Here is a 25,017-nt window from a genome sequence, read left to right as displayed (position 1 = left end):
ACCGGCGTGGGCGCGGCGGGGAATCCGCCGCCCGCCCCTACCTTCTCGGGTGCGCTCCCGTCGCCCGGATGAACCCCTATCAGCAACTGCTGTACCGCGGGATGGCCGCGCAGGACATCGTCACCACCCCCGTCCTGTCGGTTGACGGATTCGATCCGCTCCTCGCCGTCCGGGCGGAGACCTCCGGCGTAGGCGTCCACCTCCACTGGCTGAATCCCGTCCTGGCCGGGGCCCGTGACGGTGCCGACGCACGAGCCCGGGTCGATCGGTTCCTCGAACGGGTGGACGGGTTCATCGACGCCGACGGGCGTGTGGTGTGGACAGTGCACAACGTCCTTCCCCATGATGCCGTGCATCTCGAGCAGGAGCGTCGCCTCCAACAGGGCGTGGCCGATCGTGCACACCTGATCCATGTCATGCACCCAGACACAGCGGACGTTCTGGGCGAATCGCTCCGCTGGGACTCGGCCCGCACCGTCGTCGCCCCCCATCCGAGCTATGCCGGGGCCTACCCCGACACGGTGCGCCGCGACGAGGCCCGCGGGGTCTTGGGGATTCACGAGGACGAGGTCGTCTACGTTGCTCTCGGTGCCATCAAGGCGTACAAGGGCATCGACACCCTGCTCGATGCGTTCGACCAGTTGTGCCGTGAGGATGTCACCCCGCGCCGCCTTGTCGTCGCCGGCCCGGCAGATACGTCCCCTCACACCCGGGCGCTCGTGAAACGCCTGCGGACGAACCCGCGTGTGCTTGTGCAGGCGGGCCCGGTCCCAGGGGATCGTGTCCAGTATCTGCTACGGTCCGCCGATATGGCCGTCCTGCCCCATCTGCGCGCGTTGAACTCCGGTGGTGCTCTGTTGGGGCCGACCTACGGGCTTCCGGTCCTGGCCGCACGCGTTGGCGTGCTCCCTGCGGTCTTGCAACCGGAGTTCACGGAGTTCTTCCAGGACCACACGGTGCCGGGCATGACAGCCGGTCTTCGGGCCGCGGACCGACTGCTGAGCGCTGAGGCTCGAGATGCCGCGTCTGACTTCGCTCGGCAGCATGACCCCGACCTGATCGGGGAACGCTTCGCCCAAGTACTGCGGGCGCGACTCTGGGCCGCCTGATGCGCGCTCGGGTCCACATGACATCGACGTCTCTCTCGAAGGAGCCCTTCATGAAGCCAGGACCTTCCCTGGAGAAAGTTCTCTACGTCGGCTGCCTTGCGGCAATGGGCATCATCGGCGTGGCGGTGGCCGTTCTCGGCCTCCTCGGTCAGTTCCGCCTGGTGGTGGCACTGCTCGGGCTAGGAGCCGTCGTCGCGTCCGTCCTGATCCCGGTCCATGCTCGACGGATGCGCCGGTTCATGGGCGTGGCTATCCGTCGCGCCGGCGGCCGTGGCCGCGCGGCAGCTCCGACCACCTCACCCGGCCCGGCGGCCTCCGTCGAGGTCGGCCGCGAGACCATGGCCGCTCTGACCCGTATCAACCGACAGCTCGTGTCGCTTCGGGAGGAGACGATGGGCAGACAGCTTCGTCCCGTGTCGGGAGCGGGTCCAACCGACGTCGCCGACGACCGTTCGGACTCCTCCATCGCGGTGGCAGAGGCGCTCGTCGGTGTGTGCCACGAGCTGTCCGTACTGCGTGCTGAGGTCGCCCACCTCGCCGAGGCCCCTCGTGGGGGCCGGCAGGCGTGAGCGCACGACCCGATGCGGTGACGTTCGTTCATCTGCCTCTGTCCGGGCCTGCTGGGACTCCGCGCACGGGCCTCAGCGTCGGCGCGGAGGGTGTGGCGTCGGCGCTGGACCTCCTGGCCGGAGACTGGCCGTCGACCCTCGACACCATCGACGAGGTATCCCTCCTCGTTGAACGCGTGGGTCTGCTGGCTGATGGCTCGGTGCGGATCATCGCGAGCGGTGCCGGAGACACCGGCACCACCACGTGGTGTCCTGCAGGAGACCCCGCAGCCGACGCGGGGACGCTTCTGACCGTGGTGCGTGCCGCCATAGCGGGCGAGAAGGACGCCGCGCGCCTCCTCGACCAGGTGGTTGACCTCGTCGCGTCCGCGCTTGAGCAGATCGCGGGGTCGGACGAGTCGTACCGGCGGGAGTTATTCGACCGGTTGACCGTCGACCCCTCGGGGTGGGCGGTGCCGTGGGACCGTCTCCGGGCGCCTGCATCGACACTGAGCGTCCTCTACAATTTCCAACCGTTCGCCGACACCGGGTCCAGCGTGGCCTCCAAGCGGCTCCGCGTCTTCGGGCACACGAGCGACGTCATCGCGTGCTCGTTCCTCCACCACAAGAAGGTCGACCCGACGATCGGCATGATCTCTCGGCCCTATCTGGCACGCCGGCGGTATCTCGAAATGCGCCCCTCCTGGGCGTCCTGGCACGCTTTCGCCGACTTCGCCGCACAGGCCAGGGACCAAGCTGATGCCTGGATCGCCGCCGGCGCCCGGTACGAGCGCCTGTACACGCGAGCGAATTGGGCCCCGTCGCACTATGCGGGGGCACTGATCCACGAGGCCCACCCGGAACTGATATGGACAGCGGAGTTCTCCGACCCCCTGTCCCTGGACGTCCAGGGGAAGCGGCGCGGTGACCTGCTCGACCGTTCCGACCCGATGCTTGCACGACTCACCGCGCCCGTCGAAGCCGACTTCGGACGCATCCCTGACGAGCACTTCTCGATCTTCGGACTAGCCGAGATCCTCCCGTACGCACTCGCCGACAGCATTCTGTTCACGAACGAACACCAGATGGCCGAGATGCTGGACCACATCTACAGTCCAGCGCTGCGAGAGCGTGTGCAGGGGCGGGCCGAGGTGTCGCATCACCCGACACTGCCGCTGGAGTACTACGATGCCCGTCCCGTCACGTACGAAGTGGATCCCACTATGGTCAATGTGGCCTATTTTGGTGAGTTCTACGTGACGCGGGGCATCACTGACATCACCCTCGCCATGGCCATGCTCCCTCAGCACATCCGCGACCGGATCCGGCTGCACGTGTTCACCAACTTCGTCCCGGAGGGCGGCCTGGCCACACGCCCACCAGGCTTCTCCAAGGCCCAGTTCGACGCCCTCGTACGTCGGGCTCAAGACGGTGTGGGCGCCCACGGCATGGAGCACCTCGTCCGTTTCAACGCCTCTTTGCCGTACCTGGACTTCCTCGCAGTCACCCGCCAATTCGACTACCTCGTCGTCAATGACGCCCAGTCCGGGTCACGCCATACTAGGAATCCGTTCCTCCCGTCCAAATGGAGTGACTACCGCGGATCCCAAGCGGAGGTGTGGGCCCTGGTCGAGGACGGCAGCATGCTCAGCACCATGCCGACGGCGCTCCAGACCCCCCTCGGGGATCCGGCCGCAGCGCGAGACGTTCTCTGGGAACGCGTCGAGGCGAAGCAGGAGGAACGCAGATGACGACAACGGGCCGAGGATCCCACAGGGCCTATGACAGCGACCGCGACCGGCTCCTGGACGTGGTCGGACGAGCCGGCACGCCCCCGGTCGACGAGACGACGTTCCGCGTCGACCCCTTGGCGCTCACCGGCCACGACCAGACCACCGGCCCACTGTCCGGGGCCGTCGTCGCTGAGACGGTGCTCGTCGTGGCATGCGACGCGCTGACGGCAGAGATCGAGCAACACCACCGGGTGATGCGTGGTGCTCCGGGCATGACGGAGGCGCAGGACCGCCGCGCTCTCGTCGACCGGATGGTCATCGATTTCGACGCGTTCGCGGGCGGCGCATGGAGCGGTACTGACAGCCCCCATCGGCACGGGGTCTTGCTCGACCTGCACGCCACCGCTGTCCGTATCCAGAAGCGAGGGGGAGTGGTCTACCTGGTCCCCCCGCCAGATGGCTCGGCAGACCAGACACGTCTGCCGGGGCTGCGGGTAGACCATGATCTGTGGCTTCCGGACACCGAAGGCGCGCCGGTGAGCCGGCTGCTCGCCGCCTTGCGGAGACACGCCGGCCTCATGCCGAGGGAAGACGACGACCAGATAGGAGAACTCCATGGGTGAGGCTGACACCCCTGCACCGACGCCCGAAGGTCCCCTCGCGGGTCGCTCCTTCCGGCTCGTCGCCGTGGCCGAGCGTCCGGATTGGGAGCCCGGTCTCATCGCCCAGCTGCGGGCCGCCGGTGCCGCTGTCGTGTCCACCACCGAGGTCGTCCGGACCTCGTCCGCTCACGTGGACGTCCTGCTCGCCGTCGACGTGGAGTCCGCTGCGGCGCTCCGAGCCGCAGGCTGGGACAGGTTCCAGGTGTGGACCGTCGTCCAGACGGACCCGGGCACTCCGCTAATGCCCCGTGGCTTGTCCGCAGCGGGCGTAGGACGGGCGGTCGCCGAGTCGCGTCGGGTCGTCGTCTTCGACGAGGCGTCACGCTCCGCCGTCGAGAGCACATTGTGGAACGCCGCCGGCAAGGTCGTGGTGATGCCGAGATTCACGGCCGAGGAGGTCGAGGCGGTCTCATTTGGAGGCAACCGCGTCGAGGGACCGCACGAGCCGGGAGAGGCGATCCTCGTTCTCCATGCGGGACTCCTGGGCTCTGAGGGGGCACACGTTCTCCGCGAGTACTCGGACGCCGTCAGGGCACGCCGGCACGTTCGCAAGGTCCTCGTCGTCGCGCCCGGTGACCTCCGCGTGGCCGTGCGGTCCGAAGCGGGGCAGCGGCATCTGGCCCGCATCCCCGGAGCGTCCCTCATCGACGGCGGTGCCGAGCTGTCGAGGGTCGCGGCAGGTCGCCGCACCGTCACTGTCCTGCCACGATGGTCGACGCCCCAGGACAGTCGTGCGGAGGACCTGCTCGCGTGGGCGGCCGCCGTCGGCGCGCAGGTGTGGGCCGAACCCGGAGCGGTGCCCCCACAGGTCTCAGGAAGGCCGGTCGGCCAGCTTCCCGGAGACAATCTGAGCGCAGCCCTCGATTGGGCCGACCAGCACGCGGGCGGGACGACGTTCGGTGCCGCTCCCATCAACCGGGTGGCCCAGGCCTTCGCCCCCCACGTTCCGGCGCTCTCCACCGTTCCCGCCCATGCGAACGCCCCATTGAAGGTCCTGTTCGTCGGCGCTGACTACAAGTTCGCTGGCGACCTTGTCGAGGCACTGATCCTGCGCCCTGACGCCGAGGTGCGAGTAGACCAGTGGAAGACCAACGGTGATCGGCCCACCCCGAACAGCGCGGAGCTCTTGGCATGGGCGGACGTCGTCATCTGCGAGTTCGCCAGCCGCAATGCTGTGTGGGCAAGCCAGCACATTCGAGAACACCAGCGTCTCATCGTGCACCTGCACGGGTACGAGCTGCGCAATCCGCTGATCCACGACATCGTCATGGACCGCGTGCACACCGTCGTTTTCGCCTCGGAGTTCTACCGTGCCGACGCCGTCGTGACGACCGGGTGGCGGGTTGAGCAGACAGCCGTCATCCCGAATTCGGTGCAGTCGGCGGAGCTACGCCGACCCAAGACGGCCGACGCACGGTTCCACCTGGGATTGGCTGGGTACGTGCCCGAACTCAAGCGCATGGATCGTGCCCTCGATCTCCTTGAAGAACTCCTGCGACGGGACGACCGCTTCGTACTCCACCTCCGCGGACGGCACCCGTGGAACTATCCGTACGTGTGGCGGCACCCGTTGCGTCGCGACACATACTTGGCCAACTATGAACGGCTGCGTTCCAATCCCCGGCTCCGCCGGGCCGTGGTGTTCGACGACTTCGGACCGGACATGGGCAACTGGTTCCGGAACATCGGCTGGATGCTGTCCCCCAGCACCCGTGAGACCTTCCACCTCGCCCCGGCCGAAGGCATGGCCTCAGGCGCCGTCCCCGTCGTGTGGCGCCGTGAGGGATCGGACGAGATCTTCCCGCCCGAGAGCCTCGTGACAGACGCCGCGTCCGCAGCGGACCGCATCCACCGGACCGCGGGCGACCGGGACGCCTATGACTCTGCTGCTCGATCTGCCATCGAGTTCGCGACCCGCTACGAAGCAGGGGCTGTCGTCGATCACTGGCTCCGCCTGATCCTGCATGGGGAAAGGCCGGGTGGGCCGCCCTCCCCGGAACACCTCCAGCGGGCCCGGCCCGTGGCCACCGCACTCGCGGGGCGGGCCGACTGGAACCGCGTCGGCCGCCTACTTCGGGACGGGCGTGTCGAGCAGGCCGCCGCCGTGGCCCAAGAAGAGTCGCGCCCGGCATGGGCACAACCGGAGGACGTGCGTCGTCTCGCCGCGCACGTGAATGGGTACTCGGCCTTGGCGCAACGGGCACACCGGCTCGTTCCGTCGGCGCCATGCGTCCCCCCGCTCCTCCCGCTGGCGGCCGGTGCAGACTCCGCGCGTTCCCTGACCCTCACGGAGGGACCGGCCGGAACGTACGTTACGAGGAGCGGAGACATCGCGGTCGGACGCGGCGACATCCTCGACGACGTGAACGCAGAGTTTGACCGACTGGTCGATCAGGCCTTCCGTATCGGGGCTCAGAACCGGGCGACAGCCCTCACCGTGATCGGCGATGAGATGCTGGCGCTAGCGGGCGGCGCCGTCGCTGGGTGGCTCGGGATCCCCTTCGTATGGGACCTCACCAGCGAGCCAGCGGCCCGCGATTTGTTGATGCGGATGCGCGCCTTGCCGGACGCGCCTACACCTCAAGGACGCCTAGCGTTACTGGCTGCCGCTTCCGCCACTCGGCTCATCGGGGCCGGGCCCGCGGAGCGACTACCGGTGCCCTTCGAGACGTTCATCGGCATGGCAGATCTCGACCGTCCCCGCCGGGTGGGCGTTATCGGGCGCTCTCTCGGGGATCTCGTGGGCCGGTCGTGGGGCGAGCCCGTGAACCTCTCGCTCGGTCGATGGCGAGAGCAGACAGTGCCCCGACTGGACGTGGCCCTCCTCGACGCGCAGGTCTTGCATCCCCGCAACGCGTGGCGCGCGTCCGAGGGGAACACCGGACCCTTGGGTGCCTTCATCACACATGTGCGCCGCCATGCGACCCCGCTCGCGATCGTCGACCTCGGTCACGAGGGTCTGGACTCGGCGGGGATCGCCCAGGCTCGGCGCGTCGACGCGGTGGTCACCGCCCATCCGGACGACGTCCAGCGCCTTCATGACGTGCGCATCGTGCCGTCGCAGGTCGCCGTGTCCACGGCTCCCTGGGGAGTCCGGAGCGGCGAAGAGCATGTGCTGAGACCCGGTGACAGGGTCCGCCTAGCGATGCGCATGCTGGGGGTCCCCGAGACGCGTTGAACCCGCCTCGGGAACGCGCGGGCCGCTCAGGCTCCGTCGAAGGCCGGCAGCCGCTCACCCACGCCGAGCAGCTCTGCGATCGCCGAGACCGTGCGCTCTGCCGCGCGGCCGTCGCCGTAGGGGTTCACCGCCTGGGACATCGCGGTGTACGCGGCCTCGTCCGTCAGCAGACGGGTGACCTCGGTGACCACGACCTCCTCGTCCGTGCCGATCAGGCGCACGGTGCCGGCGGTCACGGCTTCGGGACGCTCGGTGTTCTCACGCATCACGAGGACGGGCTTGCCCAGCGACGGAGCCTCCTCCTGGACGCCACCGGAATCCGTCAGCACGACGGTGGCCACGGACAGCAGGTGGGTGAACTCGCCGTAGGCCAGGGGCTCGGTCACGAGCACGTTCTCGCGGCCCTCGATCTCCGGCAGGATCGCCTCGCGCACCACCGGGTTGCGGTGCGCCGGCAGGACGAAGGTGACCTCCGGGTGGTCCGCGGCCAGGCGGGCCAGGGCGCGCCCGACACCGCGCATCGCGTCACCCTGGTTCTCGCGCCGGTGGGTCGTCACCAGGACGACGCGACGGCCGGACGCCTCCAGCTCGGCCAGACGCTCGTCCTCGAACGGCACCTGGTGGCCGACGGCCTCCAGCAGTGCGTCGATCACGGTGTTGCCCGTGACGTAGACGTCCTCCGCGGCCACGGCCTCGCGCAGCAGGTTGTCCCGGCTCACGGTGGTCGGGGGCAGGTGCAGCGCCGAGATCTGGCTGGTGATCTTGCGGTTGGCCTCCTCCGGGAACGGGGAGAGGATGTCGAAGCTGCGCAGGCCCGCCTCGGCGTGGACCACGGGGATGCCGCGGTTGAAGGCGGCGACGGCGCCCGCCGTCGAGGTCGTGGTGTCGCCCTGGACGACGACGGCGTCCGGCCGCTCCTGCTCGAGGACGGCGTCGAGCCCGTCGAGGGTGCGGGCGAACACGCCGTTGAGGGTCTGGCGCGGCTGGATGATGTTCAGGTCGTGGTCCGGGACGATGCCGAACAGCTCGTTGACCTGGTCCAGCATCTCGCGGTGCTGCCCCGTGACGGTCACCACGCACTCGAACCGCTCGTCGGCCTGCAGCGCCTTGACGATGGGGGCCACCTTGATGGCCTCCGGGCGGGTTCCGTAGATGGGCATGACCTTCACGGCGGGATTCTCCTGACCTCGAGGGATGACGGAAACCGGCCCCGTGCGGCGGGATGCCGGTCCCCGGCGAGTATACTTCTACGGTGCCGCGACGAGGTCTCGGCACCGCTGGAAGCCGTCCCTGTATCGCGGGCGGCAAGGGTCCACCCCAGCCAGCTGGTCGTCGCATGGAGGTGCCTGTCATGAGCGGAACCGGCATGGCCGCGTCCGGCCCGATGAACACGGTGGTCGTCGACGCGGCGCCCCTGGGCGTCGTGGGCGCGCGGCCTTCGTTGCGCGACTATGTCCTCTCACTCTTCCGCTACCGCTCCTTCATCCTGTTCGACTCGCGCTCGCGCATCTCCGGGGCCAACGCCGTCAACACTCTGGGCCGGCTATGGATGGTGCTCAACCCCATCCTCGACGGCGGTGCCTACTTCCTCGTCTTCGGTGTTCTCCTGGGCACCGGCCGGGGCATTCCGAACTTCATCGCCTACCTCATCGTCGGGGTCTTCTTCTTCCGTTACTCCTCGCAGGCGATCACGGCCGGGTCGAAGGCGGTCAGCTCCAACCTGACGTTGGTGCGGGCCTTCCGTTTCCCGCGGGCGACCCTCGTTCTCGCGACCAATCTGCGGGCTCTGCTCGAGTTCGTTCCGACGCTGGCCGTGATGGTCGTCCTCATCCTGGCCATCCCGCCGCTGGAAGTCTTCACGTGGCGTTGGCTCCTCTTGGTGCCCCTGCTCGCCCTCCAAACGCTCTTCAACGTCGGCCTTTCGCTTGTACTGGCCCGCTTCGTGGCCCACTGGCCGGATCTGGCGAACCTGATCGCGTTCGGGATGCGCATCTGGCTCTACCTGTCCGCCGTGTTCTTCAGTGTCGAGCGCTTCGATGCACAGCCGATCGTGCAGACGGCGATGCATCTGAACCCCCTGTACTGCGTGCTGGACATCGCTCGCCAGTCGCTGTTGTACGGTCAGGACGCCGAACCTCATCGTTGGCTGGTGCTGGCTGGCTGGGCCGCGCTCGTCGCAGTCGTCGGTCTCGTGGTGTTCTGGCGTGCCGAAGAGACCTACGGGGAGGAACGATGAGCGGGCCACGTCCACTCGATCCCGCCGTCGTCTTGGACGAGGCGGGCATGACGTACACGGTTCGGTCGTCCGACACCGGCGCGCGTCGAGCCGGCATCGGCGGGATGCTGCGCGGGGTCCGAGGCGTCCGCACGGATCAGGTTCAGGCGCTGGCTCCGTTGTCTCTCATTGTGGAGCGTGGTGAGTCCGTCGGAATCATCGGCACTAACGGCTCGGGCAAGTCGACCCTCATGAAGCTCATCACCGGCGAGATCCATCCGACGACCGGCCGGGTCTACGCCACCAGCACACCGGTGATGCTAGGGGTCAACGCGGCCCTCGTCCGTCAGATCTCCGGGGAGGACAACATCCGTCTCGGGTGCCTCGCCATGGGCATGACCACGGCGGAAGCGGCAGAGAAGCGCGACGGTGTTGTCCGTCTCGCGGGACTGGACGACCAGGCGCTCCAGTTGCCTTTGAAGGCATATTCGTCGGGCATGGCGTCTCGTCTGCAGTTCGCTATCGCCACTTCCGTCGATCCGGACATTCTGCTTATCGACGAGGCGTTGAATACCGGCGATGCCCAGTTCCGGGCCCGCACGCGTGCTCGTATCGATGAACTGCGAGCTCGGGCAGGGTGCGTATTCCTTGTCAGCCATTCACTCACCACCCTCAAACAGATGTGCTCGCGGGTCATCTGGATTGAGCAGGGGATCTTGACGATGGACGGGAACCCCGAGGTCGTCACAGGCAACTACGCCCGCTACACCCGACATCGGTCCAACGGCGCGGACGAGGTCGCGGAACGACTGCTAGCCGAAGCGCGTGCGGGCGTTGAACGGGTGGCCGTGCGGTGGACCGGCGGCCGACGACCGTCCGGCGTCATCGCCGACTGATGCGCCCCGACCTCACCCGTCCTCGCGCGGGGTCACCCGGGCGTCCTCCGGGCGGACCAGCGGCAGGGACCCGGTGCGGGGCCCGCCGGGCACGATCGGCAGATTGGTCTCCGGGGCGCGCCACCACGCGAGCGCGCCGAGCAGGATGACGCCGCCGGTGAGCGCGAACGCCCATCCGTAGCCGGCCGTGTCCACTACGAGCCCGGCCAGCAGCGGGCCGGAGATGGCGCCCAGGTCTGCGGACATCTGGGCGGTGGACATCACAGCGCCGGAGCGCCGCCCCTGGCCCACGACGTCGGCGATGGCCGCCTGCTGCGGGGCGTTCAGGGTGCCCGTGCCGGCGCCGGAGACCAAGCAGGCGATCAGGAACAGCGACGGAGTGCCGACCCAGCCGATGGCGCCCGTGGTCACGGCCATCACGAGCAGACCCGTGAGGATCAGGGGCTTGCGTCCGTGCACGTCGGAGAGCCGGGAGCTGAACGACACGGCCACCACGTTGCCCAGCGCGAACACGGACAGGGCCAGGCCCGCCATCATCGCCCCGTCCACCTGCCAGCCGAGCAGGCCCGTGCCGGCGAACGCGGTGGCCGCGAACAGGGGCATCACCGAGTTGCGCACCCCGAATGTCGCCCAGCCGTTGGCGAAGAAGGAGACCAGCGCGGCCCGGTAGGACGGGTTGGCCAGGGCCTCCCGGATCGGCATGGCGGGGCGGACGTCGCGGACGGCGCGGTCCGCGAGCCGGGTGTCCTTGAGCAGGAAGAACACGAGGGCCGCCGCCACCACCAGGGAGCTGCCGTAGATGAGGAACGGGGCCCGGTACCCGAATACGGCCAGGGCGGAGCCCACGATCGGCCCCACGATGTTGCCGATCAGAAAGGCGGACGCGTAGGCGCCCGAGATCCTGCCGCGCATCGTGGGCGGGGACTTGCGGGCCAGGAACGCCATCGCGGACACGGTGAAGAGGGTGGAGCCGATGCCGCCGAGCGCCCGGAAGAGGAGCAGCTGCGGAAAGGTCTGCGCGAAGGCGATCAGGAACATGGACGCGGCCACGATCAGCACGCCCGTCATGTACACGGGCGTCTCGCCGAGCCGGTTCGTCAGCTTGCCGGAGACCGGGGCGAACAGGAGGCGGGTCAGCCCGAACGCGGACACGACGGCGGCCACCCCGACGGCGGACGCGTCGAACGTCGCCGCGTACTGCGGCAGCAGCGGGGCGATGATGCCGAAGCCGATCGCGATGATGAACGCGGCGGCGACGAGGACCTTGATCTCACGGGGCAGGGGGACCCGCGAGGAGCGGGCGGACGACGACGGCATGACCGCCATCTTCGCACGGCGCCGGGTGTGCGGCCCGGGGCGGGCGACGGCCCGTGTGACAGACTGGGCCCGTGGAAATCGTGCTCATAGTCTCAGTCGTGGCCGCCCTGCTGCTGGGCGGCGTGCTCGTCGGCCTGCTGGACCGGCGCCCCGCCCCGCCGAAGGGGTCGTACCAGGAAGTGCGGGACGCGGACGACCCGCGCCCGAGCCCGCGGCACGCGGCCCCGTCGGGCTCCACCGCCGTCCTGGAACGCCCCGAGGTCGACGAGGCGCCGCCCGTCGTCGCCGAGCCGGAGCCCGCCGTCGTCGAGGAGGCGGAGACCGCCCCGGCGAAGCCCGAGTACGAGCGGCCCGAGGCCGCCGGCTCGCGCCTGGCCCGCCTGCGGGCCCGCCTGCTCAAGTCCAACAACGTCTTCGGCAAGGGCCTGCTGGCGCTGCTGTCCCAGGACCGCATCGACGACGACGTGTGGGACGAGATCGAGGAGACGCTGTTGATGGCGGACCTCGGCACCGAGCCCACCCTGGAGCTCGTCGACCGCCTCAAGGCCCGCGTCACGGTCGAGGGCACGCGTGACCCCGAGCAGGTGCGCACCCTGCTGCGCGAGGAGCTCGTGGCGATGGTGGACCCCTCGATGGACCGCCGTCTCGCCGCGACCCGCAAGGGCGACCGCCCCGCCGTGACCATGGTCGTGGGCGTCAACGGCGTCGGCAAGACCACCACCGTGGGCAAGCTCGCCCGTGTGCTCGTGGCGGAGGACCGCACCGTCGTGCTCGGCGCCGCCGACACCTTCCGCGCCGCCGCCGCCGAGCAGCTCGCCACGTGGGGCGCCCGCGTGGGCGTCGAGACCGTCCGCTCCGAGAAGGAGGGCGCCGACCCGGCGTCCGTCGCCTTCGAGGCCGTGGAGCTCGGCATCGCCGAGGGCGTCGACGTCGTGCTCGTGGACACCGCGGGCCGCCTGCAGAACAAGGCCAACCTCATGGACGAGCTCGGCAAGATCAAGCGCGTCATCGAGAAGCAGGCCGAGGTGGACGAGGTCCTGCTCGTGCTCGACGCCACCACGGGCCAGAACGGCCTGACCCAGGCGAAGGTGTTCGCCGAGGTCGTGGACGTCACCGGCATCGTGCTGACCAAGCTGGACGGCACCGCCAAGGGCGGCATCGTGATCGCCATCCAGCGCCAGCTCGGCGTGCCCGTCAAGCTGATCGGCCTCGGCGAGGGCCCCGATGACCTCGCACCGTTCACCGCCGAGGGCTTCGTGGACGCACTGCTGACCGACTGACGTCCCGCACCCGGTCCAGGGCCCCTCCCGACGACGTCGGGAGGGGCCCTGTTCAGTCACGGAGACGTCATCGACGTGTGGCGTGGCCCACTCCTCCGGTATCGTCCCTCCATCGGCCCCGATCGGGGCCGGGCAGCGACGCCGCGGGACGGGCGTTCGCCCCCGGCTCGCGGCCCGGACCGAAGGAGACCCCCATGGAGGAGTCGAACGTCCTGGACGCAGGGACAGTGTGGATGGTGACGAGCGCGGCGATGGTCCTGCTCATGACACCCGGACTGGCCATCTTCTACGGCGGCATGACCCGCGCGAAGTCCTCGCTCAACATGATCATGATGTCCTTCGTCTCGATGGGCCTCGTCGGAGTCGTCTGGGTCCTGTGGGTCCACGGGATGACCGGCGGCGACGGGTGGGCCGGGGTGGTGGGGAACCCCGCCGGTGACCTCGGGCTGACCGGCACGATGGCCGAGGGCGGGCTCGTCGCCGCGGCCTACGGCGCCACCTTCGCGATCATCGCGGTCGCCCTCATCTCCGGCGCGGTGGCCGACCGGTTCAAGTTCGTCACGTGGTGCGTCTTCGTGCCCGTCTGGACCACCGTCGTCTACGCCCCGCTGGCCTACATGGTGTGGGGCGGCGGGCTCCTCTCCGAGGACGGCGCCATCGGCGCCCGCCTGGGGGAGGCCCTCGACTTCGCCGGTGGCCTCGTGGTGCACATCAGCGCCGGCGTGGCCGCCCTCGTGCTCGCGCTGCTGCTGGGCAAGCGCCACGGCTTCGGCGTGGACCCCGGCCACCGGCCGCACAACGTCCCGTTCACCATGCTCGGCGCGGCCCTGCTCTGGTTCGGCTGGTTCGGGTTCAACGGGGGCGCGGCGGGCGGCGTCGACGAGCTCGGACTGATCTGGGTGGACACCCTCGCCGCCGGCGCCGCCGGCATGCTCGGCTGGGTGTTCGTGGAGTGGCTGCGCCGCGGCCGGCCGACCTCGATCGGCACCGCGTCCGGGATCGTCTCGGGCCTGGTCGCCATCACGCCCGCGTGCGCCTATGTGAGCCCCCTGGGGGCCGTGGTGATCGGCCTGGTCTCCGGCGCGGCCAGCGCGCTCGCGGTCAACCTCAAGTACCGCCTCGGCTTCGACGATTCGCTCGACGTTGTCGGCGTGCACCTCACCGCCGGCATCCTGGGCACCGTGCTGATCGGCTTCTTCGCCCTGCCGGACGAGGGCCGGGCGGGCCTGTTCTACGGCGGAGACGCCGGTCTCCTGGTGGCCCAGACGGTGGCCGTGCTCGTCGCCGTGGTCTTCACCGCCGTGGTGACCACGGTCATCGCCCTGGTCCTGCGCGGGACCATGGGCCTGCGAGTGAGCAAGGAGGACGAGGAGCGGGGCGTCGATCTGACCCTGCACGACGAGTCGGCCTACGACGTCGGCTTCGGCGGGGTGCCCGTCCCCGCGGAGGCGCGGTGAGCCGCCGCGGACGGGTGAGGCCGGTCGGTTGCTAGGCTTGGCGGGCGCCGCGGTGGATGCCGCGGCGCCCGCGACCGACCGCGTCCGGATCAGTCGACCCCGCTTCGAAGGATCACACCCGCCGTGTTCAACTCCCTGTCCGACCGCCTCACAGCCACCTTCCGCAGCCTCAAGGGCAAGGGGCGGCTGAGCGAGGCGGACATCGACGCCACCGCACGCGAGATCCGCCGCGCCCTCCTGGACGCCGACGTCGCCGTGCCCGTGGTCCGCCAGTTCATCGCGCAGATCAAGGAGCGCGCCCTCAGCGCCGAGGTGGCCCAGGCCCTGAACCCGGGCCAGCAGGTCGTGAAGATCGTCAACGAGGAGCTCGTGGGCATCCTCGGCGGCGAGACCCGGCGCATCCAGCACGCCAAGACGGGCACCACCGTCATCATGCTCGTGGGCCTGCAGGGCGCCGGCAAGACGACCCTCGCCGGCAAGCTCGCCCACCTGCTCAAGTCCCAGGGCCACACCCCGCTGCTCGTGGCCTGCGACCTCCAGCGCCCGAACGCCGTGAAGCAGCTGCAGGTCGGCGGCGAGCGCGCCGGCGTCCCGGTCTACGCGCCGCACCCCGGCGTCTCCTCCGAGTTCGAGGCCGCCACCGGCGACCCGGTGCAGGTGGCCCGCGACGGCGTCGCCGAGGCCAACACGAAGTACCACGACGTGGTCATCATCGACACCGCCGGCCGCCTCGGCGTGGACGCCGAGCTCATGCAGCAGGCCGCAGACATCCGCGCCGCCGTGGACCCGGACGAGGTGCTCTTCGTCATCGACGCGATGATCGGCCAGGACGCCGTGGCCACGGCCCAGGCGTTCAACGAGGGCGTCGGCTTCACCGGCGTCGTGCTCACCAAGCTCGACGGCGACGCGCGCGGCGGCGCCGCGCTGTCCGTCCGCCACGTGACCGGCAAGCCGATCATGTTCGCCTCCACGGGTGAGGGCCTGAAGGACTTCGAGGTCTTCCACCCGGACCGCATGGCCTCGCGCATCCTCGACATGGGCGACGTGCTCTCCCTGATCGAGCAGGCCGAGCAGAACTGGGACCGCAGCGAGGCCGAGAAGATGGCCCGCAAGTTCGCGGACCAGGAGGACTTCACCCTCGACGACTTCCTCGCCCAGATGCAGCAGCTCAAGAAGATGGGCTCGCTGAAGAAGATGCTCATGATGATGCCGGGCGCCCAGGGCATGCGGCAGCAGCTCGAGCAGTTCGACGAGTCGTCGATCGGCCGCGTCGAGGCGATCATCCACTCGATGACCCCGCACGAGCGCGTGGCCCCCAAGATCATCAACGGCTCGCGCCGTGCCCGCATCGCCCGCGGCTCGGGCGTGAGCGTGTCCGAGGTCAACGGCCTGCTCGAGCGCTTCGCCGAGGCGCAGAAGATGATGAAGCGCATGGCCGCCGGCGGTGGCATCCCGGGCATGCCCGGGATGCCGGGCGGCGCCTCCCGCAAGACGAAGGGCAAGGGCAAGAACGCGAAGCGCGATCGCGTGAAGTCCGGCAACCCGGCCAAGGCCGCGGCCGAGCGCAAGGCGATCGAGGAGCGGCGCGCCCGCGCCGCCCAGGCGCAGGCCGGGGCGGTGTTCGGCCGCGACGGCGCGGGCATGGAGGGCTTCGACCCGTCCACCCTCAACCTGCCGGCGGGCTTCGAGAAGTACCTCAAGGACCGCTGAGTCGCCCGCTGCCCGGTCGCGGCGCGCCGGGTGTGCACCGGCCCGCCCGATCTGGCAGAATGGCACGGTACTGAGCGTGAGCCCGGACGACCCTCTATCCTCCGCTGCGCTCCGTTCCGTGTGCCAGGTCGTCGACGCCCGCTGCCCCCACGCGGCGTCGTGCCCCGGCCCCCCAGATCCACTGAAGGAGAACCACACTCGTGGCTGTCAAGATTCGTCTGAAGCGGTTCGGCAAGATCCGCGCCCCGTTCTACCGCGTCGTCGTCATGGACTCGCGCACCCGCCGCGATGGCCGTGCCATCGAGGAGATCGGCAAGTACCACCCCACCGAGGAGCCCTCGTTCATCGAGATCGACTCGGAGCGCGCCCAGTACTGGCTCTCCGTCGGCGCCCAGCCGACCGAACAGGTCGCCGCGCTGCTGAAGGTCACCGGTGACTGGCAGAAGTTCAAGGGCGAGTCGGGCGCCGAGGGCACCCTGAAGTCCAAGTCCGAGAAGGAGGCCTTCGTGGCCCCCGAGAAGGGCTCGGTCATCCTGCCGGAGGAGCCGAAGCAGGAGGAGGCCCCGGCCGAGTCCGAGCAGGCCGCCGAGGCTCCGGCCGCTGAGGCCCCGGCCGAGGACGCCGAGAAGTCCGAGTGACCATGCTGACCGAGGCCCTCGAGCACCTGGTGCGCGGCATCGTGGACACGCCCGAGGCGGTCCGCGTGGACGCCCGCTCCCAGCGGCGCGGCGACATGCTGGAGGTCCGCGTGGCCCCCGAGGACCTGGGTCGCGTGATCGGCCGCCAGGGTCGCACCGCCACCGCGCTGCGCACCGTGCTGGACGGCCTGGCCGGCCACCCCGTCCGCGTGGACGTGGTGGAGACCGACCGCCGCTCCTGACGGCCCGTGACGCACGGCCCGCCCGCCCCTCACCGGGCCGGCGGGCCGTCGTCGTCTGCGGCCCCGCCCCCTCCCGTCACCGACCGTCCCACCCAGGAGAGCCCATGAGTCCCGCAGCCCAGGACGACCTCGTCCGCGTCGCCCGCATCGGCAAGCCGCACGGCATCCGCGGCGAGGTGACCGTGCAGGTCTTCACCGACGACCCGGACGCCCGCTTCGCCCCCGGGGAGCGCCTCGTGGTGCGCGACGGCGCCCCGGGCCTGCCGGCGGAGCTCACCGTCACCCGGGCCCGGTGGAACAAGCAGATCCTCGTGGTCGGCTTCGCCGAGTCGCTGGACCGCAACGTCGCCGAGACCCTGCGCGGCGCCCAGCTGTTCGCCGTTCCCGCCGCGCCCGAGGAGTCCGACGAGTGGTACGAGGAGGACCTCGTGGACCTCGAGGTGCGGGTCGAGGGCGACCGCGTCGGCGTCGTCACGGCCCTGACCACCGGGGCGGTCCAGGACCTGCTGCACGTCGCGTTGGACGGCGTCGAGGAGGAGGCCCTGGTGCCCTTCGTCGAGGAGATCGTCCCGGAGATCGACCCCGAGGCCGGCGTGCTCGTGCTGACCCCGCCGCCGGGGCTGCTCGAGCTCGCCACCGGCGAGGACGAGGACGCCGCAGACGGGCCCGCCGATGCGGATGCGGAGGACTGAGCAGTGCGCTTCGACGTCGTCACGATCTTCCCCGAGTACCTCGCGGTCCTCGACGTCTCGCTGCTGGGCCGTGCCCGCCGCGAGGGCCTCGTGGACGTGCACGTCCACGACCTGCGCGACTTCACCGTCGACCGGCACCGCACCGTGGACGACACGCCCTACGGCGGCGGCGCCGGCATGGTGATGAAACCGGAGCCGTGGGCGCTCGCGCTCGAGCACGTGGCGGCCCAGGGGCCCGTGTCACCGGCCCCCGCCGAGTCGTCGTCGGCGGAGCCGGGGGACCGCCCCGTGCTGCTCGTGCCGACGCCCTCGGGGGAGCGCTTCACCCAGCGGTTCGCCCGGGAACTGGCGGGCCGGGAGCACGTGGCGATCGCGTGCGGCCGCTACGAGGGGATCGACGAGCGCGTCTTCGGCTGGGCAGAGGAGCTCTTCGAGGTGCGGCTGGTCTCGCTGGGCGACTACGTGCTCAACGGCGGCGAGGTCGCGGCGCTGGCGATGATCGAGGCCGTCGGCCGCCTCGTGCCGGGCGTCGTGGGCAACCCGGCCTCGCTCGTCGAGGAGTCCCACGAGGACGGCCTGCTGGAGTACCCGGTCTACACCAAGCCCGCGGACTGGCGGGGCCGTGCGGTGCCGCCCGTGCTGCTCTCGGGCGACCACGGCAAGGTCGCGGCCTGGCGTCGGGCCCAGCAGGAGGAGCGCACGCGCGAGCGGCGACCGGACCTGTGGGCGGCGTACGGCTCTGAGGCCTGACCCGTCGCGCCCGACGGGCTGGAGGGGCGTCGCGACGTCGTCGGCTGTGGCATAATGGATCCTCGTGTCCGCCGGACGCCCGACCTGCCACAGGGGGCGCGCGTCAACGGATCGGACCCCGGGACCGCACCCCACGTGCGGAGCCCGGCCCTCGGCTCGGGACCCGGCCCCCTCGTCATGCGGACGTGGACGGGCCGTGCGCCCGCATACCACGCGGTTGACCTGTGGCATCCGCCAGGAGAGACGACATGCACATTCTCGACTCGTTCGACAAGAAGACGCTGCGCGACGACATCCCGGAGTTCGCCCCCGGCGACACCGTCAAGGTGCACGTGAACATCATCGAGGGCAAGACCGCCCGCGTCCAGGTGTTCCAGGGCTACGTCATGGGCCGTCAGGGCTACGGCGTGCGCGAGACCTTCCGCGTCCGCAAGGTGTCCTTCGGCATCGGCGTGGAGCGCGTGTTCCCGGTGCACTCCCCGGTCATCGACAAGATCGAGGTCGTCACCAAGGGCGACGTGCGCCGCGCGAAGCTGTACTACATGCGCGACCGCCACGGCAAGGCCGCCCGCATCCGCGAGAAGCGCGCCGACGCCAAGTGATCATCCCGGTCGGCCCCGCCGACCGGTGATCGACCCATGCGCACCTCGGAGCCCCGTGACCCCCGCCGGTCACGGGGCTCCGTCGTGTCCGGGGCCGGCTCCTCCTCGGGCCCGACGGCGGCCCCCGCCTCCGGCGCGAGCCGCTGGTGGGCGTGGCTCGGCCTGACCGTGGTGGCCGCCGTCGTGGTGGCCGCGGTGCTGCGAGCCCTCACCGGCCCCGTCTACCTCATCCCCTCCGGGTCGATGGAGCCGACCCTGCAGCCCGGTGACCGCGTGCGGGTGGACGCCGCCGCGGCCGGCGGGCAGGGACTGCAACGCGGGGACGTGGTGGTGTTCGACGGTGCCGGCAGCCTGGCGCCGTACCGTTCGGCCGGATCGCTGGAGCGCGGTCTGGAGGACGTCGCCCGGTGGTGGGGCGTCGGCGCGGCCGAGGACGTGTTCGTCAAGCGCGTGCTGGCCCTGCCGGGGGACCGTCTCGAGTGCTGCGCCCCGGACGGGCGGCTGCTGCGCGAGGGCGAGCCGCTGGACGAGCCCTATCTCGGCAGGCCCGTGACCGCAGACGAGCCGGCCGCGGCGGGGACCTGGTCCTTCGAGGTGCCCGACGGGCGCATGGTCGTCCTGGGCGACCACCGCGCCGCCTCCCGGGACTCCCGCGCACTGCTGGGCGCCCCCGGCGGCGGGCTCATCCCGCTCGAGCGGGTCGAGGGCCGGGCCGCGGAGATCGTGTGGCCCCTGTCCCGCCGCGGGACCGTGGACGCCCCCTCCGGGGACACGCCGTGACGGGGCGCCGCACCGCGCTGATCGCGGCCGCCGTGACCGTACTCGCCTGCGTGCTGGCGTGGGCCTTCCTGGCGCGCATGTACGCCATCCCGTCCTCGTCCATGGAGCCCGGGCTGCGGGCCGGCGACCGCGTGGTCGCCACGCTGCTCACCCCGGATCCGTTCCCGGTGCGCCGCGGTGACGTGGTGGTGTTCGAAGACACGAAGGGCTGGCTGCCCGGGGGCGGCCACGTGATCAAGCGGGCCGTCGGGCTGCCGGGGGACATCGTCTCCTGGACGCCCGGCGAGGAGACGCTGCGCGTGAACGGGGTGCCCGTGGAGGAGCCGTACCTCGCGCCGGGGGAGACGCCCGCGCAGGAGGCGTTCGAGGTGACCGTGCCTGCGGGGCGACTGTGGGTGCTCGGTGACCATCGCTCGGCGTCGGCGGACTCCCGCGCGCACCGCGCCGGGCCCGGGGGCGGGTTCGTGGCCCTCGACGACGTGGTGGGCCGCGCCCGGTTCGTGGTCTGGCCGCTGGACCGGATCGGCGGCGCCGGCACCGACCCCGACGCGTTCGCCACCGTGCCGGACGCGCCCGCGCCGGAGGCTCGCACGTGACCGCCCGCCGGGGCGGTGGCCGGCCGACGGTGCGCGCCGGCCTGGACGTCGAGGCGGGGCTGGCCGCGCCGGCCCTCGCCGCGCGGGGAGCGGACCGGGTGCTGGTGGCGGGCATGGACGAGGTGGGCCGGGGCGCGCTGGCCGGGCCCGTCGTCGTCGGGGTGTGCGCCGCGTGGCTGCCCGCCGCCGGGCAGATCCCTCCGGTGCGCGACTCCAAGGCGCTCACGGACCGACGCCGGCGCGCCCTGGTCCCGCAGATCGAGGACTGGGCGGCCGGGGTGGCGCTGGGCGAGGCCGGCCCCGCGGAGATCGACGCGCTCGGGATCTCGGCGGCCCTCGGTCTCGCCGGGCGCCGGGCGTGGGCGGCGCTGTGCGCCGCGGTGGGGCAGGAGCCGGTCGCCCTCGTGCTCGATGGCCGGGACGACTGGCTGAGCCGCTCCGACCCTGACGCCGGCCCCGCGCCCGCGCCGCGTCCGCTGCCGCCCGTGCCCACGATGCTGGTGCGGGCCGAGGATCGGTGCGCGACGGTGGCGGCCGCGTCGATCGCCGCGAAGGTGGCCCGCGACGACGTCATGATCGCCCTCGACACCGAGCACCGCGGGTACGGGTGGGCCGGGAACAAGGGGTACGGCTCGGCCGCGCACCGGGCCGCCCTGGCCGAGCGCGGGGCGAGCGAGCAGCACCGGCGCAGCTGGAACCTCGGGCTGCCGGGCGCGCCCGCGGAGGGGCCGCCCACCCTGTTCGACTGAGTCCCCGGGGCCGGGCGTGGCCGCCCGTTCGACGTGCGACCCCCGGACGGGGGAGGATGGAGGTCGTGCGTGCCCGGACTGTCGCGGGTGCGCGGCGAACACTGAGGAGGCATGTCATGAGCGCAGACGACGTCGAGGACTTCGAGGCCGAGGCCGAGCTGCTGCTCTACCGCGAGTACCGGGACGTGGTGGGCCTGTTCCGCTACGTCGTGGAGACCGAGCGGCGCTTCTACCTCGCCAACGACGTGCGGCTGACGCCCCGCCAGGCGGACGGGGACGTGTTCTTCGAGATCCTGCTCGAGGACGCCTGGGTGTGGGACGTGTACCGCACGCAGCGGTTCATCAAGCGCGTGAAGGTGCTGACCTTCAAGGACGTGAACATCGAGGAGCTGCCCACCGAGGACCTGACGGTCCCGCCGGACGGCCAGCTGCCGAGCTGACCCACGCCTGATCGGCCCCGAGGGCGGGACGCCGACGTCCACTCCTGCACAGGCGTCAGGCCCCGCACAATCCTCGCCGTCGCGGACCCGGCGACCCTGCTCGGGACCACCCTGGTGCCCAGGAGGTGGTCGGGATGACGGGGACCGCGGAACGGATCGGGGCGCAGCCGCCCGGAGAGAGGCGCGCCAGCCGCGCGCACACGGCGCTGGGCCGGTTCGGTGAGGACGCCGCCGCGCGCTGGCTCGCCGAGCGCGGCTACGTGATCGCCGACCGCAACTGGCGGGGCGAGGCCGGAGAGCTGGACATCGTGGCCCACCACGCCGGCTGGTGGGTGGGCGTCGAGGTGAAGACCCGCTCGGGCCTGGCCTTCGGCGACCCGTTCGAGTCGATCGACCGGCGCAAGCTCACCCGGCTGCACCGCCTCACCGCGGCGTGGGTGCGGGCCCACGCCGCGGACCGCCGGGGGACGCCCTGGCGCGTCGACGCCGTCGCCGTGCTGGTGCCGCGCACGGGAGGGATCCGCTTCGACCTGCTGCAGGACGTGCGGCCGTGAGCGGCATCGGACGCACCCGCTCCATCACGCTGGCGGGTCTGCGCGGGGAGGTCGTGCACGTCGAGGCGGACATCGCCCAGTCCCTGCCCGGGTTCACCCTCCTCGGCCTGCCGGACCAGGCGCTGCAGGAGAGCCGGGACCGCATCCGCTCCGCCGCGCGCAACGCCGGACTGCCCCTGACCCGGCGGCACCTGACCGTGAACCTGCTGCCGGCGGGGGTGCACAAGCGGGGTGCGTGCCACGACCTGGCGATCGTCCTGGCGGCCTACGCCGCGGACGGGCGGGTGCGGAACGTCGAGGGGCCCGTGTTCCTGGCCGAGCTCGGCCTCGACGGCGCCCTGCACCGCTCGCCGGAGACCGTGGCGATGGTGTTGGCCGCCGTCGACGCGGGGTGCTCCGAGGTGGTCGTCGCCGAGGATGCGGAGGCCGAGGCCCGACTGGTCCCCGGCGCCGAGGTCCGCGGCTTCGCCCATCTGCACGACGTCATCCGCGCCTTCGGCGGGGAACCGGACGGAGAGCCGCCCCACCGCCCGGCCCGACGGCAGGTGACAGCCCCGGAACCGGAGCCGGCCCGTGCGGTGCCCGACCTCGCCGAGGTCGCCGGACAGGCCGAGGCCCGGTTCGCGCTCGAGGTCGCAGCCGCCGGCGCCCACCACCTGCTGCTCATGGGCGCCCCGGGGGCGGGCAAGACCATGCTCGCCGAGCGCCTGCCCGGAATCCTGCCTCCCCTGGACCGGCGCACCGCGCTCGAGTGCGCCGCCCTGCGCTCCCTCCGCGGCGGCGACGCCCGTGTCCGGCGCAGGGGCGGGACGGCCCAGGGGTTCGACGGCGAGATCGACCGGACCCCGCCGTTCGAGGCACCCCACCACTCGGCGTCCCGCTCGGCCCTCGTGGGCGGCGGCAGCGGCCTCGCCCGGCCGGGAGCGGCCTCCCTCGCCCACGGCGGCGTGCTGTTCCTGGACGAGGCCCCCGAGTTCGAACGGCGCACCCTCGAGGCGCTGCGCCAGCCCCTCGAGTCCGGGGAGGTGCTGCTGCACCGGGCCCTCGGCGCCGTCGTCTACCCGGCCCGGTTCCAGCTCGTGCTGGCCGCCAACCCCTGCCCGTGCGGCAAGGGCGGTGGCACGGGCGTCGAGTGCCGGTGCAGCGTGCCCGAACGCCGCCGCTACGCCCAGCGGCTCTCCGGGCCGCTGCTGGACCGCGTCGACCTGCAGGTCACCGTGCGGCCCGTCGAAGCGCGGCAGCTCACGGGGGCGCCCGCGTCCGAGACCACGTCGCAGGTGGCCGCCCGGGTCGCCGCGGCCGCCGACCGCCAGGCCCGGCGCTGGGCCACCGCCGCCGAGCGCGGGCTCGCCCCGTCCGGGCTGCGCCGCAACGCGCACGTCCCCGCCGGGGTGCTGCGGCACGGCCCGTACGCCGTGCCCCGGGCGGCCCGCCGGCCCGCGGACGACGCCGTCGACCAGGGCCTGCTGAGCGCGCGCGGCCACGCCCGCGTCCTGCGCCTCGCCTGGACCCTGGCAGACCTGCGCGGCGCCGAACGGCCCGCACCCGAGGACACCGACGTGGCACTCACGCTGCGCCACCAGAACGAGGAGGACGCATGACCACCTACGTCACCCCGGCGGCAGGCCACGTCGCCGGGCCGCGCCGGCCGGACGCCGCCCGGCTCGCCCGCGCCGCCCTGACCCGGCTGGTCGAGCCCGGGGACGCGCTCGCGGTGCAGACCGTCACGGCGCTGGGGCCGGAGCGGGCGCTCGCCCTGCTCACGGGCCGGGAGACGATCCAGCCCGCCGAGCGCGATCTGCTCGCCGATCTCGCCGGCGCGCCCGACACGCTGCCCCGGCGCTGGGCCGCGGGGCTGGCCCGCTGGGCGCCCCGGGCCGCCCGGCTGGAGCCGGAGCGTGACCTCGTGACTCTGCACCGGCTCGGGGGAGGCCTGCTGATCCCCGAGGACGACGCCTGGCCCGCCGCCCTGGCGGACCTGGGCGAGGAGGCGCCCCTGGGCCTGTGGTTCCGCGGCTCCGGAACGCTGCCTCCCGCGGACCGGATGCTCGCCGTCGTCGGCAGCCGGGAGGCGACCGCGTACGGACGGACCGTGACCGCCCGCTGCGCCGCCCACGCCGTCCAGCAGGGCGCGTGCGTGATCTCCGGCGGTGCGTACGGCATCGACGGCGCCGCCCACCGGGCCGCGCTGCAGGCGCCCGCCGCACCGGAAGACGCGGCGGATCGCGACGGCGTCCCGCCCACGGTGGCGGTGCTGGCCGGCGGCCTCGACCGGTTCTACCCGGCCGGCCACGAGGACCTGCTTCGCGCGGTGATGGCCGCCGGGCTGCTCGTGTCCGAGATGCCGCCCGGTGCGAGTCCCACGCGGTACCGGTTCCTGCAGCGCAACCGGGTCATCGCCGCGCTCGCGGGGGCCGTGCTGGTGGTCGAGGCGCGCTGGCGGTCGGGAGCGCAGAACACGGCGGGCCACGCGTTCGGCCTCGGCCGCGAGGTGGGCGTGGTCCCCGGCCCCGTGACCTCGCCCAGCTCCGCCGGTTGCCACCGTCTGCTGCAGGAGAGCCCCGCCCGTCTCGTGACCACCGAGCAGGAGGCCCTCGCCCTGCTCGGTCAGGGGCCCGCCCGGAGCGGCGGCGCGGGCGGGAGGACCTCTACCCGGGCAGCTCCCGAGCCCGCCGCGCGGCCCACCGACGGGCTCACGATGGAGGAGGCCCTCGTCCACGAGGCGCTGCCCCTGCGCCAGGCGGTGCCCGTCGACCGGATCACCGTCAGCGCCGGGCTCGCGCTGCCCACCGTCCTGGCGTGCCTGTCCCGGCTGCAGCGGGCGGGCCTGGCCGAACGGGTCGAGGACCGGTGGCGGCGGGGATGACCT

The 25,017-nt window shown here is 71.9% G+C and carries 24 protein-coding genes; 22 read left to right on the top strand and 2 right to left on the bottom strand.

All coding sequences use genetic code 11. From position 1 onward, the window contains the following. Positions 1 to 68 precede the first annotated feature (68 nt). From ABIB16_RS00915 to ABIB16_RS00895, 5 genes are read left to right on the top strand one after another with little or no spacing between them, the layout of a single operon-like run. Positions 69 to 1,109 carry a glycosyltransferase gene (locus ABIB16_RS00915; RefSeq protein ID WP_160311886.1) on the top strand — a complete coding sequence of 347 codons (1,041 nt, stop codon included), beginning with the start codon at positions 69 to 71 and terminating at the stop codon, positions 1,107 to 1,109. A 50-nt stretch (positions 1,110 to 1,159) separates the two neighbouring features. Next, positions 1,160 to 1,678, top strand: a complete 519-nt coding sequence (locus ABIB16_RS11340; protein WP_049146032.1) for a hypothetical protein — start codon at positions 1,160 to 1,162, stop codon at positions 1,676 to 1,678. Further along, positions 1,675 to 3,408 (top strand): hypothetical protein, encoded by a 1,734-nt coding sequence (locus ABIB16_RS00905; protein ID WP_152634126.1) that lies wholly within the window; start codon positions 1,675 to 1,677, stop codon positions 3,406 to 3,408. The genes ABIB16_RS11340 and ABIB16_RS00905 overlap by 4 nt, the downstream gene beginning before the upstream one ends. Further along, positions 3,405 to 4,013, top strand: a complete 609-nt coding sequence (locus ABIB16_RS00900; RefSeq protein WP_354436000.1) for a hypothetical protein — start codon at positions 3,405 to 3,407, stop codon at positions 4,011 to 4,013. The genes ABIB16_RS00905 and ABIB16_RS00900 overlap by 4 nt, the downstream gene beginning before the upstream one ends. Further along, a complete protein-coding gene (locus tag ABIB16_RS00895) occupies positions 4,006 to 7,230 on the top strand; it encodes a glycosyltransferase family protein (RefSeq protein ID WP_354435999.1) in 3,225 nt (1,074 codons plus the stop codon). The genes ABIB16_RS00900 and ABIB16_RS00895 overlap by 8 nt, the downstream gene beginning before the upstream one ends. A gap of 26 nt (positions 7,231 to 7,256) precedes the next feature. Here ABIB16_RS00895 and wecB read toward each other — a convergent pair whose 3' ends face one another. Next, a complete protein-coding gene (gene wecB / locus ABIB16_RS00890) occupies positions 7,257 to 8,390 on the bottom strand; it encodes a non-hydrolyzing UDP-N-acetylglucosamine 2-epimerase (RefSeq protein WP_254184808.1) in 1,134 nt (377 codons plus the stop codon). Between the two features lie 191 nt (positions 8,391 to 8,581). On the opposite strand from wecB, the gene ABIB16_RS00885 reads away from it, so the two are divergent. Next, positions 8,582 to 9,466 (top strand): ABC transporter permease, encoded by an 885-nt coding sequence (locus tag ABIB16_RS00885; protein WP_036313097.1) that lies wholly within the window; start codon positions 8,582 to 8,584, stop codon positions 9,464 to 9,466. A 47-nt stretch (positions 9,467 to 9,513) separates the two neighbouring features. Then, a complete protein-coding gene (locus tag ABIB16_RS00880; RefSeq protein ID WP_235187718.1) occupies positions 9,514 to 10,341 on the top strand; it encodes an ABC transporter ATP-binding protein in 828 nt (275 codons plus the stop codon). Between the two features lie 12 nt (positions 10,342 to 10,353). On the opposite strand, the gene ABIB16_RS00875 is transcribed toward ABIB16_RS00880, so the two are convergent. Continuing rightward, positions 10,354 to 11,658 carry an MFS transporter gene (locus tag ABIB16_RS00875; protein WP_354435998.1) on the bottom strand — a complete coding sequence of 435 codons (1,305 nt, stop codon included), beginning with the start codon at positions 11,656 to 11,658 and terminating at the stop codon, positions 10,354 to 10,356. Between the two features lie 71 nt (positions 11,659 to 11,729). Here ABIB16_RS00875 and ftsY point away from each other — a divergent pair, with 71 nt between their 5' ends. The 15 genes from ftsY to ABIB16_RS00800 all read left to right on the top strand — a co-directional run bounded on the left by ftsY (position 11,730) and on the right by ABIB16_RS00800 (position 25,014). Then, a complete protein-coding gene (gene ftsY / locus ABIB16_RS00870; RefSeq protein ID WP_186313151.1) occupies positions 11,730 to 12,938 on the top strand; it encodes a signal recognition particle-docking protein FtsY in 1,209 nt (402 codons plus the stop codon). Between the two features lie 194 nt (positions 12,939 to 13,132). Further along, a complete protein-coding gene (locus ABIB16_RS00865; protein ID WP_163720867.1) occupies positions 13,133 to 14,395 on the top strand; it encodes an ammonium transporter in 1,263 nt (420 codons plus the stop codon). Positions 14,396 to 14,518: 123 nt separating this feature from the next. Further along, the gene (gene ffh / locus ABIB16_RS00860) at positions 14,519 to 16,105 is read left to right on the top strand and encodes a signal recognition particle protein (protein ID WP_144860373.1); all 1,587 of its coding nucleotides are present in this window, start codon (positions 14,519 to 14,521) and stop codon (positions 16,103 to 16,105) included. A gap of 200 nt (positions 16,106 to 16,305) precedes the next feature. Then, positions 16,306 to 16,743 (top strand): 30S ribosomal protein S16, encoded by a 438-nt coding sequence (gene rpsP / locus ABIB16_RS00855; RefSeq protein ID WP_036340115.1) that lies wholly within the window; start codon positions 16,306 to 16,308, stop codon positions 16,741 to 16,743. 2 nt (positions 16,744 to 16,745) lie between these two features. Further along, the gene (locus ABIB16_RS00850; protein ID WP_029248213.1) at positions 16,746 to 16,985 is read left to right on the top strand and encodes an RNA-binding protein; all 240 of its coding nucleotides are present in this window, start codon (positions 16,746 to 16,748) and stop codon (positions 16,983 to 16,985) included. A 104-nt stretch (positions 16,986 to 17,089) separates the two neighbouring features. After that, positions 17,090 to 17,677 carry a ribosome maturation factor RimM gene (gene rimM, locus ABIB16_RS00845; RefSeq protein WP_101965524.1) on the top strand — a complete coding sequence of 196 codons (588 nt, stop codon included), beginning with the start codon at positions 17,090 to 17,092 and terminating at the stop codon, positions 17,675 to 17,677. Between the two features lie 3 nt (positions 17,678 to 17,680). After that, on the top strand, positions 17,681 to 18,427 hold the full coding sequence (gene trmD, locus ABIB16_RS00840; protein WP_119217375.1) for a tRNA (guanosine(37)-N1)-methyltransferase TrmD: 747 nt from the start codon (positions 17,681 to 17,683) through the stop codon (positions 18,425 to 18,427). Positions 18,428 to 18,675: 248 nt separating this feature from the next. After that, positions 18,676 to 19,029 (top strand): 50S ribosomal protein L19, encoded by a 354-nt coding sequence (rplS, locus tag ABIB16_RS00835; protein WP_002853821.1) that lies wholly within the window; start codon positions 18,676 to 18,678, stop codon positions 19,027 to 19,029. A 36-nt stretch (positions 19,030 to 19,065) separates the two neighbouring features. Next, positions 19,066 to 19,809: a signal peptidase I gene (gene lepB / locus ABIB16_RS00830; protein WP_269295294.1), complete on the top strand. Its 744-nt coding sequence runs from the start codon at positions 19,066 to 19,068 to the stop codon at positions 19,807 to 19,809. After that, positions 19,806 to 20,405, top strand: coding sequence for a signal peptidase I (lepB, locus tag ABIB16_RS00825; protein WP_036312832.1), 600 nt, complete (start codon positions 19,806 to 19,808; stop codon positions 20,403 to 20,405). The genes lepB (ABIB16_RS00830) and lepB (ABIB16_RS00825) overlap by 4 nt, the downstream gene beginning before the upstream one ends. Continuing rightward, on the top strand, positions 20,402 to 21,154 hold the full coding sequence (rnhB, locus tag ABIB16_RS00820) for a ribonuclease HII (RefSeq protein WP_354435997.1): 753 nt from the start codon (positions 20,402 to 20,404) through the stop codon (positions 21,152 to 21,154). Before lepB (ABIB16_RS00825) ends, rnhB begins: the two co-directional genes overlap by 4 nt. Positions 21,155 to 21,270: 116 nt before the next feature. Beyond that, positions 21,271 to 21,594, top strand: coding sequence for a DUF2469 domain-containing protein (locus tag ABIB16_RS00815; protein ID WP_002853817.1), 324 nt, complete (start codon positions 21,271 to 21,273; stop codon positions 21,592 to 21,594). A gap of 134 nt (positions 21,595 to 21,728) precedes the next feature. Further along, the gene (locus ABIB16_RS00810) at positions 21,729 to 22,148 is read left to right on the top strand and encodes a YraN family protein (protein WP_012750829.1); all 420 of its coding nucleotides are present in this window, start codon (positions 21,729 to 21,731) and stop codon (positions 22,146 to 22,148) included. Next, complete coding sequence (locus ABIB16_RS00805; RefSeq protein ID WP_256748709.1) at positions 22,145 to 23,749, top strand: YifB family Mg chelatase-like AAA ATPase; 1,605 nt, start codon at positions 22,145 to 22,147, stop codon at positions 23,747 to 23,749. Before ABIB16_RS00810 ends, ABIB16_RS00805 begins: the two co-directional genes overlap by 4 nt. Next, positions 23,746 to 25,014, top strand: coding sequence for a DNA-processing protein DprA (locus ABIB16_RS00800; RefSeq protein WP_354435996.1), 1,269 nt, complete (start codon positions 23,746 to 23,748; stop codon positions 25,012 to 25,014). The genes ABIB16_RS00805 and ABIB16_RS00800 overlap by 4 nt, the downstream gene beginning before the upstream one ends. The last annotated feature ends 3 nt before the right edge of the window (positions 25,015 to 25,017 follow it).

The sequence above is a fragment of the Micrococcus sp. UYEF5 genome (genome assembly GCF_040546065.1).
GTDB lineage: Bacteria > Actinomycetota > Actinomycetes > Actinomycetales > Micrococcaceae > Micrococcus > Micrococcus luteus.
The sequence above is the reverse complement of the archived record's forward strand: the minus strand, read 5'-3'. Positions and strand labels throughout refer to the sequence as shown.

What these genes read in the sequence shown, in the direction of transcription:
- ABIB16_RS00850 (WP_029248213.1), top strand. Translation starts at nt 16,746, where the DNA reads ATGCTGACCGAGGCCCTCGAGCACCTGGTGCGCGGCATCGTGGACACG.
- ABIB16_RS00800 (WP_354435996.1), top strand. Translation starts at nt 23,746, where the DNA reads ATGACCACCTACGTCACCCCGGCGGCAGGCCACGTCGCCGGGCCGCGC.
- ABIB16_RS00810 (WP_012750829.1), top strand. Translation starts at nt 21,729, where the DNA reads ATGACGGGGACCGCGGAACGGATCGGGGCGCAGCCGCCCGGAGAGAGG.
- ABIB16_RS00875 (WP_354435998.1), bottom strand. Translation starts at nt 11,658, where the DNA reads ATGCCGTCGTCGTCCGCCCGCTCCTCGCGGGTCCCCCTGCCCCGTGAG.
- ABIB16_RS11340 (WP_049146032.1), top strand. Translation starts at nt 1,160, where the DNA reads ATGAAGCCAGGACCTTCCCTGGAGAAAGTTCTCTACGTCGGCTGCCTT.
- ABIB16_RS00895 (WP_354435999.1), top strand. Translation starts at nt 4,006, where the DNA reads ATGGGTGAGGCTGACACCCCTGCACCGACGCCCGAAGGTCCCCTCGCG.
- ABIB16_RS00815 (WP_002853817.1), top strand. Translation starts at nt 21,271, where the DNA reads ATGAGCGCAGACGACGTCGAGGACTTCGAGGCCGAGGCCGAGCTGCTG.
- ABIB16_RS00865 (WP_163720867.1), top strand. Translation starts at nt 13,133, where the DNA reads ATGGAGGAGTCGAACGTCCTGGACGCAGGGACAGTGTGGATGGTGACG.
- ABIB16_RS00880 (WP_235187718.1), top strand. Translation starts at nt 9,514, where the DNA reads ATGACGTACACGGTTCGGTCGTCCGACACCGGCGCGCGTCGAGCCGGC.
- wecB (WP_254184808.1), bottom strand. Translation starts at nt 8,390, where the DNA reads ATGCCCATCTACGGAACCCGCCCGGAGGCCATCAAGGTGGCCCCCATC.
- ABIB16_RS00885 (WP_036313097.1), top strand. Translation starts at nt 8,582, where the DNA reads ATGAGCGGAACCGGCATGGCCGCGTCCGGCCCGATGAACACGGTGGTC.
- rimM (WP_101965524.1), top strand. Translation starts at nt 17,090, where the DNA reads ATGAGTCCCGCAGCCCAGGACGACCTCGTCCGCGTCGCCCGCATCGGC.
- ABIB16_RS00915 (WP_160311886.1), top strand. Translation starts at nt 69, where the DNA reads ATGAACCCCTATCAGCAACTGCTGTACCGCGGGATGGCCGCGCAGGAC.
- rplS (WP_002853821.1), top strand. Translation starts at nt 18,676, where the DNA reads ATGCACATTCTCGACTCGTTCGACAAGAAGACGCTGCGCGACGACATC.
- lepB (WP_269295294.1), top strand. Translation starts at nt 19,066, where the DNA reads ATGCGCACCTCGGAGCCCCGTGACCCCCGCCGGTCACGGGGCTCCGTC.
- ABIB16_RS00900 (WP_354436000.1), top strand. Translation starts at nt 3,405, where the DNA reads ATGACGACAACGGGCCGAGGATCCCACAGGGCCTATGACAGCGACCGC.